Origin of the sequence: Craterilacuibacter sp., from assembly GCF_051659485.1 — a bacterium.
Classification (GTDB): Bacteria; Pseudomonadota; Gammaproteobacteria; order Burkholderiales; family Chromobacteriaceae; genus Craterilacuibacter.
Genome location: NZ_JBOFOO010000048.1, coordinates 1 through 19,092 on the forward strand (window position 1 = coordinate 1; position 19,092 = coordinate 19,092).

The window sequence follows — 19,092 nt, forward strand, 5'->3', positions numbered from 1 at the left end:
TAAATCGCTTCTTTCTTATTGTCGGCCTGAGCGCCTATCACGGTGCAATTGCCTTGTCCGGCATAGTTCACGCACTGTACCCAGAAACGGCTGGAGCCGGCCTTGACGAGCTCGGCACGCGAGCCGCATTTGCTGCAGGACTTAAGAATAGCGGCGTTGGTTTCAGTCATACGATCCTCTTGCTGCGGTGGGATGGATAAAAATCATCATGGCACAAGCGGACCCGCGATGTAGATGGCACGAACATGCCGGCAAGCCCTCAGTCATACCGGATAAGCGCCGCACTTGAGTTAGAATCCTTGCCTTGCCCCGATAAAAACCGCCCCCGATACCATGCCGATTCCAACCGAAGCCCTTGCCCAGCAGCCTCACAACCCGCGTACCGTGCTGCATGCACTGGCACTGTACTGGCAGCCCTGTACCCGCACTACGCTAGTCAGTTTGCTAGCCAAGCTGGGCTGGAAAGATGACGATGGCCGGCGCTTCGACATGAATACACTGCTTGGCGAACTCAAGCTGCTGAGTGATCAGGGCTGGGTGGAAGAAATACCCAACCGTGCCAACTACTGGCAGCTGGATGTGGAGGTCATGACGGCGGCCTATCTCGATATGCTGGACAGTACGCCCGCCAGCCACTTGCAGCAGGCGCTGCTGGAAATGCATAACCTGGAAGAAACCGGCTTGCGTCGTTGGGCGCCTTATTTTTCGAGTGTAGAAATTGCCGTCAGTGTATTGCGTCTGGCGCTGCATAGCGGTGCCAGTCCGCAGCAGATGCAGCACTTCGAGCCTTGGTGTCGCAGCAGCGAATACTGGGAAACACTGTTGCAACATGCGGCTCTGGATGATTTCGATCCTGAGCTGTTTGTCCGCCTGCACCCGCAACTGCAGGCACATATGGCCACCCTCGCGCTCATCCGCCTGCAACTGGCGTGGGATGGCCGCTATGCCGAGATCCCGCATATTGCCCGCCAGTTGCTGGAGCAGGGACATCACTCGGGCCCACTGCCGCTGGCCCTGATCGAATATTCCATCCTGTCCGGCCAGACACAGCAAGTGGAAGACATTATTGCGCTAGTCGGCACGGAACAAACCGCCAGCCAGCCGGCGTGGCCCGGCTATGTCGATTGTGCCCGCGCCGCAGTCGCCACCACACGCGGGCAGTGGGCTGCTGCCCAACAGGGTTTTGAAGCAGGGCTGGCCAAACTGAAAAAGCATAGCGGCCGGCGCAAGCAGCTGATGCACGACACCATGGCCTGGCTATATCCCTTAGCCTTGATGGCACAACAGACACCCGCGCATCTCGAGTTGGCCCGCAAGTTTTGCGCCACCGAAGCCGGCAGCCGCAACCCAGGCACGGATACCTTGTGGGGCGTGTTATGCAACGCCATCCGCATCCGTCTGGGTGAATTGCCGCGCAATGCCCACAGCTTCCAGCTGCAAAGCTCGCACTTTTACTTTCACGAGACCGATTTCTGGCGAATCATGGTGCGGGTCTGGCTGCTGGAGCCAGGCCGCCTTGTCAGCTTTAGCCAGGCAGAAAGTGAAGCCATCCCGCTAGTGCATGCGCTACTCAAGGACTGTGGCCTTGTGTGGATGGTAGAGCAACTGAATGCAGCGCTGACACAAAGCTTGAACCAGCCGGTAGAAGGTGCTTTTTTTGCCGCCCAGCGCAGTGAAAGCTGGCGTATCACGCTGGCGGCACTGGCCGCGCTAGGCAATAGCACGTCGGTATCAGAAACGGATACCAGCACGCGACTGATCTGGCAAATAGCGCTATCCGATGCGGGCGAAGTCAAATCCATCACTGCGCTGGAACAGAAACAGGGCGTGCGCGGTTGGGGCAAATCCAAAGCCATACCGCTGTCACGCCTGGCCAAGGATGAAAAGCTGCCGCCGGAAGACCTGCGTGTCGCCCGTGCCATTCGCAAGGCGGCCGGCAATAACCTGTATCTGGATCTGGCCAATGCCGTCGTGGCCCTGATCGGCCACCCCATGGTCGAGCTCGCCGATGCGCCGGGGCAAAATGTCGAGCTGGTCGAAGCCATGCCGCAACTGGAAGTGATAGAAGCCGCAGGTGAGCTCAAGGTCAAGGTGACACCCGCGATGCGTCCGGCACCGACCCTGCTCAACCCCTATCTGACCGCCGCACAGGAAAAGGAGCGCGAGGCGCTGCGGCTGATTACCGTGGTGCGCGATTCACCCAGTCGCGCCCAAGTCATCCGCTTTACCCCCGAACAACTGCGTGCGGCCCAACTGGTTGGGAAAGGCCTGAGCCTGCCGGCACAGGCGCGTGACGAACTGCAGCAAGCCTTGTCCGGCCTGGCTACGCACTTTCAGGTGGCAGGCAACCAGATCGATGCCGCACGCGAAACCACTGCCGAGACACGTTTGCGCGCCGAACTCTCGCCCAAGGACGATGGCCTGATCCTGCGTCTGGTGGCCGCACCGCTGGGCGAAGCCGGCCCACGGCTGATCCCGGGCATAGGTCGTACCCAGCTGATTGCACGTATTGCCGGTGAAGCACTCAGCGCCACCCGCGACCTGAAAGCCGAAAATGCCCAGCTGGATGCCGTATTGGCGATCGCCGAGATGCTGAACCCGCTACCGCGCAAATCACCGCAGGAATGGGAAATCGCCTCGCCCGACGATGCACTCACCTTGCTGGCCCTATTGCCGGAATCAACAGCGATTGCCGGCATCGACTGGCCACGCGGCAAGGCAATACGGGTCAACACCCTGCAGCCCTCCGCACTCAAGGTCAGCATCAGCAGCGGTCGCGACTGGCTGGCGCTGCAGGGCGAAGCGCGAATAGACGAGCAGCTGGTGTTGTCGCTCAATACCCTGCTCGAATTTGCCAAAGGCGAGAACCGCTTTGTTGCACTGGGGGATGGCCAGTACCTGACGCTGACGCAGGAGTTGCGTACCCGTCTGGCCGAACTGTCTGCTGTCGCCGATATCCACAAGGGTGAAGCCCGGGTACCGCAACTGGCGGCAGCATGGCTGGATGATGCACTGACCGGTATAGAGATAAACAGCGATCAGGCCTTCAGAGAACGCCTGCAACGCTTGAGTGCCGTCAATGACAGCATGCCGGTCCTGCCTTCCAGCCTGCAAGCCGAACTACGCGACTACCAGCATGATGGTTACCAATGGATCATGCGGCTGGCGGCCTCGGGGTTTGGTGCTTGTCTGGCCGATGATATGGGCCTGGGTAAAACCCTGCAGGCACTGGCCGTACTACTGGCGCGAGCCGGCGAAGGCCCGGCGCTGGTGATCGCCCCGACTTCGCTCACCGGCAACTGGCAGGCCGAAGCACGGCGCTTTGCACCGACACTGAATGTCAGCGTCTATAGCGAGGGCGACGAAGCAGCACGCAGTGCCATGATCGCCGATGCACAGGCCGGTGATGTCCTGCTGGTGTCCTATACCCTGCTGCTGCAGGCCAGCGACGCTTTTGCCGCACGGACATGGCACACGCTGGTGGTAGACGAGGCGCAGGCCATCAAGAATGCCCAGACCAAACGCAGCCAGGCAGTGTTCCAACTGGATGCCGGTTTCAGGCTGGCGCTATCGGGTACTCCGATAGAAAACCGCCTGTCCGAGCTATGGGCCATCATGCGCTATTGCAACCCGGGCTTGCTGGGCAGCAGCAAGCGTTTTAGCGAACGCTTTGCCAATCCGATAGAACGCGAAAACGACCGCAACGCCCAGCGCACACTGCGGCGCCTGATTTCACCCTTTATCCTGCGCCGCACCAAGCAGCAGGTACTGGACGAATTGCCGCCACGCACCGAGCTGGTGCTGGCCGTCAAGCCTGATGCCGCCGAGCTTGCCCACTACGAATCCCTGCGCCGGCAGGCACTTCAGGAGGCCGAACAGGGCATGGCCGACGGCAATGCAGGGCAAGCACGAATGAATATGCTGGCGCAACTGACCAAACTGCGCCGCGCCGCCTGCGACCCGCGTCTGGTCAACCCGCAACTGGGCCTCTCTGGCGCCAAGGTACAGGCTTTTGCCGAACTGGCTGAAGAGCTGGTCGCCAACCGCCACAAGGTGCTGGTGTTCAGCCAGTTTGTCGACTTTCTGGCCTTGCTGCGCGAGCCGCTGGATGCCGCCGGCATCGCTTACCAGTATCTGGATGGCGCCACCCCGGTCGCAGAGCGCAACCGTCGCGTAGCGGCCTTTCAGGCCGGCGAAGGCGAACTATTCCTGATCAGCCTCAAGGCCGGTGGCTTCGGCCTGAACCTGACGGCCGCCGACTATGTCATCATTGCCGACCCGTGGTGGAACCCAGCCGCCGAAGATCAGGCCATGGGCCGTGCCCACCGCATGGGCCAGCAGCGCCCGGTAACCGTCTACCGTCTGGTGAACGAAGGGACGCTGGAGCAAAGCATTATCGCGCTACACCACGACAAGCGGGCACTGGCCGACGGCATTCTGGAAGAAGGTGGCGGCGCCATCGTGCCATCCGGTGAAGACCTGCTGGCACTGATACGCGGCTGAAACGACCGGAACAATCGACCGCCCGTGCATAAGCAGGCGCGGGCACAAGGAAAACAGAAAATGAAGCGGAGTACGCATGCCGATCTGGGTTGATGCCGACGCCTGTCCCAAAGTCATCCGCGAGGTCTTGTGCCGTGCGGCCGATCGTGCTGCCATGCAGACCACGTTTATTGCCAATCAGCTACTCAGCATACCGCCGTCAGCGCATATCCGCGCCCTGCAAGTACCGAAGGGCTTTGATGTGGCAGACAATGAAATTGTGCGTCGGGTCGCTGCGGATGACCTGGTGATTACCGGTGATATTCCATTAGCGGCCGAAGTATTGGCCAAGGGTGCGGCGGCGCTTAACTGGCGTGGCGAGCCGTTTTCAACGGAAACCATCGCCGCCCAGCTGACCATGCGCGATTTTATGGAAACGCTACGCGCCAGCGGCATCCAGAGCGGTGGGCCGGCCACGCTTAGTCAGGCCGACCGTCAGGCTTTTGCCCGCCAGCTCGATATCTGGCTGGCACGCCAGCGGCCACGCCAATGACTACGGATGCCTTCAAATGCAAGGCATCCGTAGCGGAGTGGATTTAAAGCCATCACTGATGGCTGCGATGCAAGCTTAACAGCACCCAAACAAGCAGCCCTGACAAGACGGGCGGCTTGGCTGCGAAGCAAGCTTTACCGGAGTACGATCATGCCTGCAGATCAAACCGGTCTGCGTCCATGACCTTTATCCAGGCCAAGACAAAGTCCTGAACGAACTTCTGCTTGTTGTCATCCTGCGCATAAACCTCGGCATACGCATGCAGAATCGAGTTTGAGCCGAATACCAGATCAACCCGGGTCGCAGTCCATTTGACGGCTCCGCTCGTGCGGTTGCGCAGCTCAAACAAGTTGTTAGCCACCGGATGCCAGCTATTCCCCATATCCGTCAGATTAACGAAGAAGTCGTTTGTCAGCGCACCCACCCTATCGGTAAATACGCCATGGCTCGCTCCGCCATAGTTCGCGCCCAGAACACGCATACCCCCAATCAGCACCGTCATTTCGGGCGCAGTCAATCCCATCAGTTGGGTGCGGTCGAGCAATAACTCCTCCGCGCTGACGGAATCGTCTTTCTTGAGCCAGTTGCGATATCCGTCATGCTCCGGCTCCAGCACCTCAAAGGAATGGGCATCGGTCATCGCGGCACAGGCATCCCCCCGCCCCGGCTTAAACGGAACCTCGATATCGAAACCCGCGGCCTTGGCACCCTGTTCGATGCCGACATTGCCGGCCAGTACAATCACATCGGCCACGCTGGCCCCGGTATCGGCAGCAATGGCCTCCAACACAGCCAGCACGCTGGCCAGCCGCGCGGGCTCATTGCCTACCCAGTCTTTCTGCGGAGCGAGCCGGATACGTGCACCGTTGGCACCGCCGCGCTTGTCCGAACTGCGGAAGGTTCGGGCACTGTCCCAAGCCGTGCAGACCATCTCGGCGATAGTCAGTCCGCTGGCGGCAATCCTGGCCTTAACGGCGGAAACGTCGTAGTCGCTGCGCCCGGCAGGCACAGGGTCCTGCCAGACCAGGTCTTCCTTGGGCACCTCTGGGCCCATATAGCGCGCTTTCGGCCCCATGTCGCGGTGGGTCAACTTGAACCAGGCTCGCGCGAAAGTCTCCGAGAAGTAGGCCGGGTCCTTATAAAAATGCTCCAATATTTTCCGATAGTCCGGATCCATCTTCATGGCCATGTCGGCGTCAGTCATGATCGGGTTGTGACGGATAGACGGATCTTCGGCATCGACAGGCTTGTCTTCTTCCCTGATATCGACCGGCTCCCACTGCCAGGCACCGGCCGGGCTCTTCTTGAGCTCCCAGTCATAACCCAGTAGCAGCTGGAAGTAGCCGTTGTCCCACTGGGTGGGGTGGGTGGTCCACGCGCCTTCCAGGCCGCTGGTGACGGCGTCATGGCCGAGGCCTCGCGTCGTCTTGTTGAGCCAGCCCAGCCCCTGATCCTCGAGCCCGCCACCTTCGGGAGCAGGGCCGAGCCGCTTGGCATCCCCGTTGCCGTGACACTTGCCCACCGTGTGGCCGCCAGCGGTCAGGGCAACCGTCTCCTCGTCGTTCATGGCCATGCGCCCAAACGTCACCCTGACATCCTGTGCCGTTCGAAGCGGATCCGGCTGGCCACCAACCCCTTCCGGATTCACGTAGATCAGCCCCATCTGCACGGCAGCCAGCGGATTCACCAGCGAGTCGCGCTTGTCGCCTTCGTAGCGGCTGGCACCCAGCCATTCCTTTTCGGAGCCCCAGTAGACATCCTTCTCCGGATGCCAGATGTCTTCGCGACCGAAGCCAAAACCGAAAGTCTTCAATCCCATAGACTCGTAAGCCACATTGCCGGCGAGAATGATCAGGTCGGCCCAGCTGATCTTGTTGCCGTATTTCTTTTTGATCGGCCACAGCAGACGCCGCGCCTTATCCAGATTGGTGTTGTCGGGCCACGAGTTGATCGGTGCAAAACGCTGACTACCGCGCCCGGCACCGCCGCGGCCGTCGGCAATGCGGTAGGTACCGGCCGCATGCCAGGCCATGCGTATCATCAGGCCGCCATAATGCCCCCAGTCCGCCGGCCACCAATCCTGACTATCGGTCATGAGCACAGTCAGGTCCTGCTTCAGCGCGGCGACGTCGAGCTTTTTGAGTTCCTCACGGTAGTCGAAATCCGGACCTAGCGGATCGGTCTTGGCGTCGTGCTGGTGCAGGATGTCCAGATTCAGCGCCTTCGGCCACCAGTCCATATTCGAACTGCCCGTCAATGTATTGGCGCCGTGCAACACGGGGCATTTTCCTGCAGAATTTTGATTGTTTGCTGGCATCACGTCTGGCCCTTTTGCAACTTGGTTGGCAATCGATGGCGAAGTGGGATTCAGATAACACATCCATTGATGATGTCAGGTCGGCCCATCATGCTTTTCCTGTTAGCCCATCCGTCAAACTTCCGACTCAATCTATATAGCTAGCGCAGCGTTATTTTTCCCAAGGCGCATGATCGCTCTTCGGCATTTTTTATCCAAATGCTTATCACTATCGGGAAAGCCCCCCAATCCAAGGCCGTACCAAAGCATACAAAATAGCGCTATATCCCTCTTGGCATATAGCGCTGAATGGTTTTCATTTCATAATGAATAGCTACACGCTAAGCGGCATTTTTATGACATAAACAGGTGAAGCGATTATCCGTCTGCATCAGGTAGGCCATTATTAAAATATAAAATCAAATATCAATTTGATAGCGTAAATTATACCGAGTAGTATCCTGCGAAATTCATCTCCGGTTTTCTACGCAAGGCAGTATCAGCATGATCAAGTGCATCAACGTGGCAGACCTCAAAGTGGGCATGTACATCCATGATCTCAACTGCGACTGGATGGCGCATCCTTTTCTGACCAAGCGTTTTCAGGTAGGCAAGACGCTGGAAATAGAAAAAATAAGCGCCAGCGGTATCCATGAAGTCTACATAGACACCAGCAAGGGTCTGGATGTTTCGCATGCCCCCACCGTCAATGAAGTCAAAAAGCAACTGGAAAGCGAAATCATTGCTTTTGCCGAGCAAGAGCAGCCCTTGCCCAGAGCCGTCGAAGCGGGTGAAGAACTGGGTCAGGCCCGCCTCATTCACGAGCAAGCCAACCAGCTGATCTTCGATATCATGCAGGATGTCCGGCTGGGACAGCAGGTTGAGCTGGAAAAAATGGAACCGGCTGTCGCGCGCATGACGCAATCCATCCTGCGCAATAATGGCGCTCTACTCTCACTGTGCCGGATCAAGAATAAAGACGATTACACCTTCCGCCATTCGGTCAGCGTCGGTGCGCTCATGGTCAGTTTTTGTAACGCCATGGGGATGGACAAACAGACCATCCATCTGGCCGGTATTGGTGGCATGTTGCACGATATCGGCAAAATGAAGATCCCGGATGCCATCCTCAACAAGCCGGGCAAACTGACCGAGGACGAATTCGGTATCATCAAATGCCATGTCGTCGAGAGTGAGCAAATCCTGCAGGCCACCCACGGCATCTCCGAATTGTCCATTTTAGTGGCTTCGCAGCACCACGAGCGCCACGATGGCAGCGGCTATCCGGCAGGACTCAAGGGAGCAGAGATTTCGGAATTGGGACAGATGGCCGCGATTGTCGATGTCTACGATGCACTGACATCAGACCGTTGTTACCATAAAGGAATGCCGCCTACCGACGCACTCAGAAAAATATACGAGTGGTCGAAGTTTCATTTCAATCCCAAACTGGTACAGGCTTTTATGCGCTGTATCGGCATCTATCCGGTAGGCACACTAGTACTACTGAAAAGCGGCCGCCTTGCTGTCGTCATCGAACAAAACGATACCAGCTTGGCCGCTCCCAAGGTCAAGGTATTCTTCAGCACCAAGAGTAATGTGCATATCCGGCCCGAAATTGTGGACCTGTCGCGCGGCATGACGCAAGGGGGGAGCGATCGTATCATGCGTCACGAGTCCCCACAGAAGTGGGGATTGGATCCGCTACGTTTTCTGTAATGTTCAGGCCGCAGGATATTTTTTCGCATTCTTGAGCAGCTTGTCAGCGACAGCATGCTCAAGATCAATGCCGCTTACCTGTGCCAGGCGTACCAGATACAGCAGCACATCGGCTATTTCTTCACCTAAATGCTCGAATTCTGCCGGATTCTGATGAAGGGCGACAGCTTCGGCATCCGTCTTCCACTGGAAAATTTCAGCCAACTCGCCAACTTCCCCCGTGAGGGCCAACACCAGATTTTTTGGCGTATGAAAACGCTGCCAGTCACGCGCATCGGCAAACTGTTGCAGCCTTTCCAATAGCGGATCCACATCCAGCAACTTTTCCGAAGCCATGCTCTATCCCGCTCAGGACTTGCGCGAAAACAAACGCGGACGCGTGTCTGTTGTATCGGCAACAGGCGCCACAGCCGGCTTGCTTGCCGGGCGAGGAGCCAATGCTCTTGCCTGCTTGGCCTTCATATTGGTAAACAGGGCTTCGACTTTGGTGCGCGCCCAAGGTGTGCGGCGCAGAAAAATCAGGCTGGTCTTGATACTGGGCTGAAAGGTAAAGCAACGGATCTTGATGCGCTTACCAAGATCTTCCCAGCCATAACACTCAACCAGCTCAACCAGCATCGCTTCCAGCGTAATGCCATGCATAGGATTATCAGGTTGGGTCGATGTCATAACAGGCTTTCCGTAGGGTATAAAGATGTAGCATAGGCATCAGCCTTGCCATAAAACAAAAAGCGCCTTGCGGCGCTTTTCTTTTTCATGCAACTGAATGGTGCCCCGGGCCGGGGTCGAACCGGCACAGCCGAAGCCGAGGGATTTTAAGTCCCTTGTGTCTACCAATTTCACCACCGGGGCCAAACAGGCATGAGCTGCTTGTCGCAGCGATCAGGACGTGACTTTATCACATTTCCGTACAGAATTTCAGCCATTCACCCTGCTGAAATCACAGTTTTCTCTGCATTTAGTTCCGAAACGTGATTTTTTTGGTATAGGCACAAAACCCGGGCCGCGGTCCGACCTGCGGATGCTTGCGGCAGGTATTGGGGCGAAGCTCGTAAATCGTGCACAAACGGGTTTTCTGATCCAGATAGCTGCAGTCTCCATTGGCACGGCGTGATAGCGTAAACAGGCTGTGCTTGAAGTTGAAGTGCTCGATCACCTTTTGCTTTTGCAGATTTTTTGCCAGCGATTTGATCGGTTCTTCCATTTCGAACTCGTCAATCACGCCCATGCGTACCAGATCGGGCAAACGCACCTCTACCGGCATCGAGCAGCAACTCCCCATACAGCTATCGCACATTCCCTGCTTGTATTTGGCCCAGGTATCCGTCTGGTTTACATCAGCACTCACAAATTTTCCCTGTATCAAAATAACTGCGTTTCACGTGAAACACTTTATTGTGGCCGCTGACGGTAAAAAGTCAGCGGAATTGTCACGGGCACATCGGATGGTGGCGGCGTCTTCAGTACATGCTTTTTCATCTTACCCATCACATGCATCTCGCACGGGCGGCAATCGAAAGTTAGGGTATAGGTTTCGCTCCCCGACTTGAGCGTCATCGGCTCGGCCCGCACCTGCCCCATGACACCCTTCACCCCCTTGGCTTGCTTGGGGCATAAGTTAAAACTGTAACGCAGGCAATGCTTGGTAATCATCAGGCTGACTTCACCCTCTTCCTGGTGCGCCTCGTAAGCCATTTCCATCACCTCTACCCCGTGCTTGCGATAGAACTGCCACGCCAGTGGATTGTAGACATTGGCCAGATAACTGAGCGTAGGCTCCGGATAGGCAACCGGCGGTACGACCGCTTCTTTGCGCAGCTGCCGCGGCCACGCATTGATGCGCGCCTCTTCCAGGCGGGCAATGGCTTCACGGCGCAAAGCATTAATGGCAGAGGCCGGCACAAACCAAGGCTGGCGTAAGTTCAAGGCGATATCGTGAGCACAGAACATGGTATTACCCAGTTTGCCCAGATTGTCGCGCAGGCCGGCTTCGGCCCGTGCAGCATCCTTGGCCGGCTCCAGCGCCATTTCTGCCGCTACAGATACCTGAACACCATCGCTATCGGTCAGCGACAACTGCAAACCTTTATCGTTGTCGCTCAGACTGATCCAGACACCAACCCTGCGTTCGGCCGATTTTTTCAGCAGCGCCAGCTCCCAGGCATGGTCGCGGTTACGGCAAATATCGGTACCCGGCTTCAAGCCGGCAAGTAGCGACACATCATGCGGCTCCACCTTCCAAAGCTCGCCTTCAGTACCGCGCCCGGTTTTTTTTACGGTATTAGCGTGAAAACCAACCACTTCACGTTTTTGCATGAAATTCAGGCCGTCACCATTAGCGAGCAGTTCTTGTGTTTCCAGCTCGAACCAGTCCTGCCCCACCTTGGTCACCACCCCCAAGCCGAGACCGACAAACTTGGGCGAATCAAAAGCACCAATATCTATTTTGCGTCCGGTGGCAAAGTAATCCGTTGCGCCACGATGAAATGTCTTGTCAGGGTCAGGTACAAAGAATATTTCACTGTCACCACTGGAGGCGCGCGCCAACTCAGGATGGCGCTCGATAATTTCATCCAGTAATAGTCGGTAATGTGCGGTGATGTTCTTGACGTAGGACACATCCTTGTAGCGCCCTTCAATCTTGAATGAACGCACACCGGCATCGACCAGCGCGTCCAGATTGGCAGTCTGGTTATTGTCTTTCATTGACAATAAATGCTTGTCGAAAGCCACCACCCCGCCCTGGCTATCCGTCAGGGTGTAAGGCAAACGACAGGACTGTGAGCAATCACCACGGTTGGCGCTACGGCCGGTATCGGCATGGCTGATATAGCACTGGCCGGAATAGGCAACACATAAAGCACCATGGATAAAGTACTCGATGGCAGCCCCATCTCCGACTGCCGCAGAAATCTGGCGAATTTGCGGAATGGTCAACTCACGTGCCAACACCAGCTGTGAAAACCCGCTATCAGATAGAAAACTGGCTTTTTCAATGCTACGGATATCACACTGGGTAGAAGCATGTAGCTGGATGGGCGGCAACGCCATTTCCAGAATACCCATATCCTGCACGATCAGCGCATCGACCCCGGCATCGTACAGCTGATGAATCAGAACACGGGCAGGCTCCAGCTCGGCCTCATGCAGAATGGTGTTGAGTGTAACGAAGATACGCGCATGGTAACGATGGGCAAATTGCACCAGTGTCGCAATTTCAGCCACGCTATTGCCGGCGTTATGCCGTGCCCCGAAACTTGGTCCGCCGATATACACCGCATCAGCGCCATGCAGGATAGCCTCCCGGCCAATCTCGGCAGTTTTGGCAGGAGACAACAACTCCAGCTGGTGCGATAGCAGACTCATTGCAACATCCTTGAGGCAAAATTTATGGGGCGCGAATACGCGAGGGGCGGAAGTATAGCGGAATCAGGTACTTGGAGAAACACACTTGCCTGACAAGCATAGGAAATATACAAACCAGACAACAATCACCATTCATTTATGCCAAGCAAGCGAGGCTGTAAATTGCATCCAAATATGCGATACTCTGCGCTTATTATTATGAAATGCGCATGGGGTTGAACATGGATTTCGAACAAGCAAGATTCAATATGATAGAGCAGCAGATCCGTCCGTGGGATGTGCTCGATACCGATATTCTGGACTTGATGTTTCACGTGAAACGTGAAGATTTTGTCAGTGAAGAACTACGGACTCTGGCCTTCACCGATAAAGAGCTCCCCCTGCCCAATGGCAGCCTTATGCTGCAACCCAAGATTGAAGCACGTATGGTGCAGGATCTGAATGTACAAGCCAAAGACAAGGTGCTGGAAATTGGCACCGGTTCCGGCTACGTGACAGCCCTGCTCGCCAAGCTGGCTCAACATGTTTACAGCGTAGACATTGACGCCAAGCAGCTAGAGCGTGCAGCCGGTAATCTTAAAAAAGCCCATATCCAGAATATCACCCTGCTTGAAGGTAACGGTGTCAGCGGCTTATTAGCGCAAGCACCTTATGATGTTATTTTTGTTGGCGGATCACTACCCATCGTTCCCGAACAATTGAAGCAGCAACTGGCTATCGGCGGGCGCATGATGATTGTTGCAGGTGATCTTCCGGTCATGCGTGCCCTACTGGTTACGCGTATTGCCGACAACGACTTCAGCAGCGTAGAAATGTTCGATACCTGTATTGCCCGCCTGGATAAGGCAGAAGCCGTAGAACCCGAGCGTTTTGCTTTCTGATGATAAGCGAGATCCGTGTAGCCGAACTGGCAGTCTGGCTGGCAGATACGCAGCGCCAAGCTCCGTTTCTACTGGATGTGCGTGAGCCATGGGAAGTTGAAATTGCCTGCCTTGCCGACTCCAGCAATATTCCCATGCATCTGATTCCGCTACGCATGAATGAATTGCCGGACGATATACCTATCGTCACGATCTGCCATCATGGCGTACGCAGCTATCAAGTAGCTTTGTATCTGGAAAATGCCGGATTCGAACAAGTGCAGAGTCTTGCTGGCGGCGTAGAAGCTTGGGCGAGTAATATTGATACCCAAATGGCACGCTATTAAGTAGCTAATACTTACGTTTTACAAATTTATCGGGCCGCTTTTTGCGGCCCTTTTCTATGGTTCAACACATGTCGACCCTGAATTATCTCGATACCGCCCTCGCCCGGGTTCATCCTGCATGGCTGGCCACGCTTAACCGTCCCGATATAGCGCATCAGTTGCAAGACATTGACCAAGCACTAAGCCGCTACGTACAGGCTGGAGAAACCATTTACCCGCCACGGGCATCCATCTTTGCGGCACTGAACCTGCCTCCAGAGCAAATACGGGTTGTCATATTGGGGCAAGATCCTTATCACGGGGCAGGCGAAGCAATGGGACTAAGCTTTTCCGTACCTGCAGGGGTACGTATTCCGCCCAGTCTGCGCAATATTGATAAAGAGTTAGCCAGTGATCTTGGTCTTCCTATCCCGCTATCTGGCAACCTTTCCGCTTGGGCTGCACAAGGCGTGCTGCTACTGAATAGTGTGTTGACTGTTGCCGCCGATAAGGCCGGTAGTCATGGCAAGCTAGGCTGGCAAACTATTTGTGATGCGCTGATCGATACGGTCAACCAAGAAAATCCCGGTTGTATTTTTTTACTATGGGGAAAGTGGGCACAGAGCAAGGCTGCACGCATCAATAGCCAACGTCATGCCATCCTGTGTGCGGCCCACCCCTCGCCTTTGTCGGCCTACCGAGGCTTTTTTGGCTGCCGCCATTTTTCTCAGAGCAATGCCTGGTTACAGAGAAACGGCTATCCACCAATAAATTGGCAGCGCACTTGAAGCGGATCAACGACAAGCACGGCCCATTCAAGTCCATTTACCATCGCTAAATGGCCATAAAGGGGGCGTCAGCCGCTTTGTAGCCTGATGCCCTCAATCCCCTAGCCTGAAGCAAGCTCTTCCTGATACCGCTCCATACTGTCCATTTATCTTGAATGCCATTTACGGCCATTGTTACGGCTGCTTTTTCTGTTGCGTTAAGCCTGTTGTGGATAAGTACATCATGTCTGCCTGCTTGACGGCAACAAACCAAGGTTTTATCCAGCTCTTAGTCCTATTTCCTCAGTGTTGCCCACAAGACACGCGCCAATTTGGCATGTCATCTCAAAATATCCTGTCCAGTGCCCGGCAAAGCCAGATCTTGTGTTGCGTTGATGCTCTAGCGGACAGCAAGGGCGATTTCAGCTCTCCATTTTTGGCAGCACTCGGGATCGGCATGCATTGAAGCATTCAGCTAAGCCGCTGATTTTAATCATGTTCTATAAAATTTGAAATGTAATATATCAACTTTCATCACCTTGAGTTGTGAGTAAAAATGGCTAGATAGACGAAAACTATCACTAATGTCCTATAGCCAGTGCCTGCTTTGTTTCGAAAGCCATCCTCTTTTTATTTCGATTTACTGCATACGTTTTTGGTTTTGTTTTTTGTTTCTGTCTGACCTTGTGCGCATTTCAATCTTTATTCTTTATTTATTTATATAAAACCTGATGATGCTTGATGAAGGGCACCTGCAGCTGTTGATAAGTCTGTTATGGCTATATAAAACAGCATCTTAGCTTGTTTTATATCCTGTTTGCTAACGCAGATTCTGGTAGGTAAAGGATGTGGATAGTTTTTACACTCTGTCACTATGCCAAGTTATCAACAGCTTAGGTTTATTGCTTAACATTTGTTTGTGCATTCTTGGTTTGGGTCATTCTTCATTGTTTCAATTATTATTCTTTTAAAAACTGATGATACTGATGAAGCTGACAAAATCTGTGGATAACTGCATTTTTTTTAGCAAAACCAAGCATTTCACCTGTGAATTAGCTTTGGATAGCTTGAGCTGTTTGATGGCTTGTTAATTGTGGATAAGTTAGATCCAAGTTTTCCACAGCAGCTTATGCACATTCCTTCTCCCCTATTTTGCTTGGTTAACTACAGCTCCCCTCGTACAATGCCGTTCATGATGAACGTGCTGATTGTGCGAACTTCGTCGATGGGCGACCTTATTCACACTTGGCCGGCCATTACCGATCTTCTGGCGCACTACCCCAACTTGCGACTTTCCTGGATGGCAGAGGAGAATTTCTGTGATATCGCGGGTTTGCATCCCGGTATTTCCGATGTGATTCCTATTGCCTGGCGGCGTTGGCGCAAATCCCTGCTGTCTAAGGCCACCTGGTTCGAAATTGGTGCTTTGCGTACACGCTTGCGCGGCACTGCTTGGGATTGTGTGCTCGATAGTCAGGGATTGGTGAAAAGTGCCATTCCAGCCAGTTGGGCAGGAGGAACGCTGGCGGGATATGACAAAACCAGTATTCGCGAGCCTTTGGCCAGCCTGTTTTACGACAAAAAAATTACGGTAAGCCGCAATTTGTCAGCCATTGAGCGCAACCGGCAATTGTTTGCCCGTGCTTTTGGTTACCAGTCCACGGGTGCGCCCTGTTTTGGTATCGGCAAGGGACAACGGCCTGACTGGCTGCTTACCGACGACTATGCGGTGTTATTGCATGCCACCAGTCGGGACTCAAAGGAATGGCCGGAAAACCACTGGATTGCGTTGGGGCAGTGGTTGAATACGCTGGGGATATGCAGCGTATTGCCATGGGGTAATGAGCGCGAACATGAGCGGGCTAAGCGTCTGGCGGGAGCGATATCGGGGGCCATACCCGCACCGCGTTTACGGCTGCGTGAAGCCGCCGGACTGCTTGGGCATGCCCGGGCTGTTATCGGCGTCGATACCGGTCTGAGCCATCTGGCTAATGCTGTCGATGTGCCCTTAGTGGCTATTTATACCGATACCGACCCGGCGCTGACCGGCGTGGTGGAAACACCGTATGCCCATAATCTGGGTAATATTGGTATCTGTCCTTCCCCGAATGAGGTTCAGTCTGCCCTGCAGGCGATATGGAGCCGAATATGAGTTGGCGCAGAGCCTATTCCTGGTTGTGGATAGGACTCGCGCCGCTGATCAAGCGTTATCTGCGTCGTCGCGGCAAGCAGTCTCCCGCCTATCTCGAACACTGGGACGAACGCTTTGCCGAAAACCTGAGCGTAGTACAACAGGCCCCTATCTGGATTCATGCGGTTTCTGTCGGCGAGACGCGCGCTGCGCTGCCGCTAGTGCAGGCTCTACGTCAGACATGGCCGCGTGTACCCTTGTTGCTGACACAGATGACACCTACCGGGCGGGCAACGGCGCTGGAACTGTATCCAGATGCTGAAGTGCGCTATCTGCCTTATGACAGCAAAGAAGGTATCCAGCGTTTTCTGGATACCTATCAGCCTCGACTCGGCATATTGATGGAAACCGAGATCTGGCCCAATCTGATCCATGGCTGTTACGAACGCAGCATTCCGCTATTTCTGGCCAATGCCCGCTTGTCGGAAAAATCGCTTAAAGGCTATTTGCGTATTGCAGGCCTGATTCGCCCGGCCTTGGCTCAGCTCAGGGGTATTGCGGCGCAAACCCGCGAAGATGCGCAGCGTTTGGAACAGCTAGGCGCGCAGGCTGTCTGTGTATGCGGCAATACCAAGTTTGATTTCACGCCCCCGGATGAAAAGCTGGCTTTGGGGGCGGAATTCCGCTTGCGGATAGGCGCGCGCCAGGTTGTCGTGTGTGGCAGTACCCGTGACGGGGAAGAGTCCCTGATACTCGAGGCTTGGGCCAAGCGTAAGCCGGACGACACCTTGTTGGTCATTGTGCCGCGCCATCCCGAGCGTTTTGACATGGTTTACGCCAGTGCGCAGGCTTTGGGCTTCAGGGTACAAAGGCGTAGTGAAGGCGATGTAGTAGATCAGGCGACCCAGATCTGGCTGGGGGACTCGATGGGCGAGTTATTTGCCTATTACGCTCTGGCAGAGCTTGCTTTTGTCGGAGGCAGCCTGCTGCCGCTGGGGGGGCAGAATTTGATCGAGCCTGCCAGCATCGGCGTGCCGGTATTATTCGGCCCGTCCATGTTTAATTTTGCCGAGGCCAGCGATCAGGCACTGGCCTGCGGTGCCGCCTTGCAGCTGGTTGATGCCGACGAATTTGTATCAGTCGCAACGGCGCTGTTGAAGAATACCTCACAACGTGCAGCGATGCGGGATGCCGCATTGGCATTTACCCGTACCCATCAAGGCGCCAGCCAGCGCATTATCAACTACATCCGCCAGCAAACACCGGGCTTAAGCGTTTAGCGCTCTCCGGTGTCGTCTTCTTCTGTTTCGCCGCTGGCCCAGAACAGACGGTCCGGAATCAGCAAGCCCATGCCTGGGCGAAAGGCATAGCGTAAGGACTGCCAAGTGTATTCCTGCGCCTCGCGTACTGCTTCCGGCAACTTGGCACCTCCGGCCAGCATGCCGGCAATCGCCGCAGCTAGCGTGCTGCCTGCGCCGTGATAACTGCCCGGCAGCCGCTGCCAGCGGTCGCGCCGGATTTCCCCTTCTTGCCCGTACAGTACATTGCAAATATCACTGCTACTGTCATGCGAACCACTGAGCAGCACATATTCACAGCCCAGTGCTGCCAAGCGGCGTGCGCATTCGTCACCATCCGGGTCTTCGTCGTCGTCCGGATCGTTGATGGCCAAGCGTCTGGCTTCGTGTAGATTGGGCGTGATCAGGGTAGCTTGCGGAATCAGCAGTTCGCGTAGTGCATCGATCAGATCCTGATTTGCATATTCGTCGGTGGTGCCGCTCAGGACCGGGTCGAGTATCAACGGAATGTCCGGGTAGTCGGATACCAGTTCGGTGATGACGGCTATGTTTTCCACGCTACCGGTCATGCCTACGCAAAAAGCGGCAACCGGCATGTCTTCCAGCAGCATGCGCGCCTGATCGGCCAGCCATTCCGGCTCCATGATCAGGGCACTCTCCATGGAACAGCTGTCACGCACCGTGACTGCGGTGATGACCGACAAGGGATGGCAACCCAGACTGGCAAGCGTTAGCATGCTTGCCTGAATGCCAGCGCCACCGGATGGATCCGACGCAGAAATGGTCATGACGATGGGCGGAATCGGGCGTGGGGTATCCAAGGTTTTACCTCATTTGCATGGCTGGACTTACAATAGTCATTTTAACTGAATATCAAGGAAAAAAATCATGCAAACTTGGATGTGTCTGATCTGTGGTTTCATGTACGAAGAAGAAGCCGGCCGCCCTGAAGATGGTATTGCGGCCGGAACCCGCTGGCAGGATGTACCGATGAACTGGACCTGTCCGGATTGCGGCGCCCGCAAGGATGATTTTGATATGGTAGAAATCTGAAGCAGGTTTTAGATAAGACAGGAGCAGGCGCAAACATGTGGAATTTTTCAGGTAAAGCGCTGGCAGCCATGCTGGCGGCAACGGTGCTGCTCAGTGCATGCCAGAGCACCACCACGGGCGGCGTTATTGGCGCTAACCGTAAACAATTGCTGCTGGTGTCTTCCTCCGAAGTGAACTCAGGCTCGGCTCAGGCCTATCAGCAAACGCTGGCCAAGGCCAGAAGTAGCCGTACATTGAATAC

Annotated in this window: 15 protein-coding genes, 1 tRNA gene and 1 pseudogene; 10 read left to right on the forward strand and 7 right to left on the reverse strand. The window is 55.2% G+C overall.

What is annotated here, in order from left to right; all coding sequences use genetic code 11:
* Window positions 1–333 precede the first annotated feature (333 nt).
* Together ACRC1E_RS01375 and ACRC1E_RS01380 are read left to right on the forward strand one after the other, a co-directional pair.
* The gene (locus ACRC1E_RS01375) at window positions 334–4,503 is read left to right on the forward strand and encodes a DEAD/DEAH box helicase (protein WP_438513317.1); all 4,170 of its coding nucleotides are present in this window, start codon (window positions 334–336) and stop codon (window positions 4,501–4,503) included.
* A 76-nt stretch (window positions 4,504–4,579) separates the two neighbouring features.
* Complete coding sequence (locus ACRC1E_RS01380) at window positions 4,580–5,035, forward strand: YaiI/YqxD family protein (protein ID WP_438513318.1); 456 nt, start codon at window positions 4,580–4,582, stop codon at window positions 5,033–5,035.
* A 148-nt stretch (window positions 5,036–5,183) separates the two neighbouring features.
* Here ACRC1E_RS01380 and katG read toward each other — a convergent pair whose 3' ends face one another.
* The gene (katG, locus tag ACRC1E_RS01385) at window positions 5,184–7,415 is read right to left on the reverse strand and encodes a catalase/peroxidase HPI (RefSeq protein ID WP_438513319.1); all 2,232 of its coding nucleotides are present in this window, start codon (window positions 7,413–7,415) and stop codon (window positions 5,184–5,186) included.
* Between the two features lie 420 nt (window positions 7,416–7,835).
* Here katG and ACRC1E_RS01390 point away from each other — a divergent pair, with 420 nt between their 5' ends.
* Window positions 7,836–9,050: an HD-GYP domain-containing protein gene (locus ACRC1E_RS01390; protein WP_438513320.1), complete on the forward strand. Its 1,215-nt coding sequence runs from the start codon at window positions 7,836–7,838 to the stop codon at window positions 9,048–9,050.
* A 3-nt stretch (window positions 9,051–9,053) separates the two neighbouring features.
* Here the strand turns inward: ACRC1E_RS01390 and ACRC1E_RS01395 are convergent, their stop codons facing one another.
* The 5 genes from ACRC1E_RS01395 to ACRC1E_RS01415 all read right to left on the reverse strand — a co-directional run bounded on the left by ACRC1E_RS01395 (window position 9,054) and on the right by ACRC1E_RS01415 (window position 12,416).
* The gene (locus ACRC1E_RS01395) at window positions 9,054–9,386 is read right to left on the reverse strand and encodes a nucleotide pyrophosphohydrolase (protein ID WP_438513321.1); all 333 of its coding nucleotides are present in this window, start codon (window positions 9,384–9,386) and stop codon (window positions 9,054–9,056) included.
* Between the two features lie 12 nt (window positions 9,387–9,398).
* Window positions 9,399–9,719, reverse strand: coding sequence for a VF530 family DNA-binding protein (locus ACRC1E_RS01400; protein WP_438513322.1), 321 nt, complete (start codon window positions 9,717–9,719; stop codon window positions 9,399–9,401).
* Window positions 9,720–9,817: 98 nt separating this feature from the next.
* Window positions 9,818–9,902, reverse strand: a tRNA-Leu gene (locus ACRC1E_RS01405).
* A 106-nt stretch (window positions 9,903–10,008) separates the two neighbouring features.
* Window positions 10,009–10,398, reverse strand: coding sequence for a YkgJ family cysteine cluster protein (locus tag ACRC1E_RS01410; protein WP_438513323.1), 390 nt, complete (start codon window positions 10,396–10,398; stop codon window positions 10,009–10,011).
* Window positions 10,399–10,442: 44 nt separating this feature from the next.
* Window positions 10,443–12,416: a peptidase U32 family protein gene (locus tag ACRC1E_RS01415; RefSeq protein ID WP_438513324.1), complete on the reverse strand. Its 1,974-nt coding sequence runs from the start codon at window positions 12,414–12,416 to the stop codon at window positions 10,443–10,445.
* Between the two features lie 221 nt (window positions 12,417–12,637).
* On the opposite strand from ACRC1E_RS01415, the gene ACRC1E_RS01420 reads away from it, so the two are divergent.
* The 5 genes from ACRC1E_RS01420 (at window position 12,638) to waaA (ending at window position 17,780) form a co-directional block, all read left to right on the forward strand.
* Window positions 12,638–13,297: a protein-L-isoaspartate O-methyltransferase family protein gene (locus ACRC1E_RS01420; RefSeq protein ID WP_438513325.1), complete on the forward strand. Its 660-nt coding sequence runs from the start codon at window positions 12,638–12,640 to the stop codon at window positions 13,295–13,297.
* Window positions 13,297–13,623, forward strand: coding sequence for a rhodanese-like domain-containing protein (locus tag ACRC1E_RS01425; RefSeq protein ID WP_438513326.1), 327 nt, complete (start codon window positions 13,297–13,299; stop codon window positions 13,621–13,623). Before ACRC1E_RS01420 ends, ACRC1E_RS01425 begins: the two co-directional genes overlap by 1 nt.
* A 68-nt stretch (window positions 13,624–13,691) precedes the next feature.
* Complete coding sequence (gene ung / locus ACRC1E_RS01430; protein ID WP_438513327.1) at window positions 13,692–14,390, forward strand: uracil-DNA glycosylase; 699 nt, start codon at window positions 13,692–13,694, stop codon at window positions 14,388–14,390.
* A gap of 1,174 nt (window positions 14,391–15,564) precedes the next feature.
* Window positions 15,565–16,521 carry a lipopolysaccharide heptosyltransferase I gene (gene waaC / locus ACRC1E_RS01435; protein ID WP_438513328.1) on the forward strand — a complete coding sequence of 319 codons (957 nt, stop codon included), beginning with the start codon at window positions 15,565–15,567 and terminating at the stop codon, window positions 16,519–16,521.
* The gene (waaA, locus tag ACRC1E_RS01440; protein WP_438513329.1) at window positions 16,518–17,780 is read left to right on the forward strand and encodes a lipid IV(A) 3-deoxy-D-manno-octulosonic acid transferase; all 1,263 of its coding nucleotides are present in this window, start codon (window positions 16,518–16,520) and stop codon (window positions 17,778–17,780) included. Before waaC ends, waaA begins: the two co-directional genes overlap by 4 nt.
* Here waaA and thiD read toward each other — a convergent pair.
* Complete coding sequence (gene thiD, locus ACRC1E_RS01445) at window positions 17,777–18,619, reverse strand: bifunctional hydroxymethylpyrimidine kinase/phosphomethylpyrimidine kinase (RefSeq protein ID WP_438513330.1); 843 nt, start codon at window positions 18,617–18,619, stop codon at window positions 17,777–17,779. The genes waaA and thiD overlap by 4 nt on opposite strands.
* Before the next feature lie 67 nt (window positions 18,620–18,686).
* Here thiD and ACRC1E_RS01450 point away from each other — a divergent pair, with 67 nt between their 5' ends.
* Both ACRC1E_RS01450 and ACRC1E_RS01455 read left to right on the forward strand, forming a co-directional pair.
* The gene (locus ACRC1E_RS01450) at window positions 18,687–18,851 is read left to right on the forward strand and encodes a rubredoxin (RefSeq protein WP_438513331.1); all 165 of its coding nucleotides are present in this window, start codon (window positions 18,687–18,689) and stop codon (window positions 18,849–18,851) included.
* A gap of 35 nt (window positions 18,852–18,886) precedes the next feature.
* A pseudogene (locus ACRC1E_RS01455) lies at window positions 18,887–19,092 on the forward strand (hypothetical protein); the annotation flags it as partial.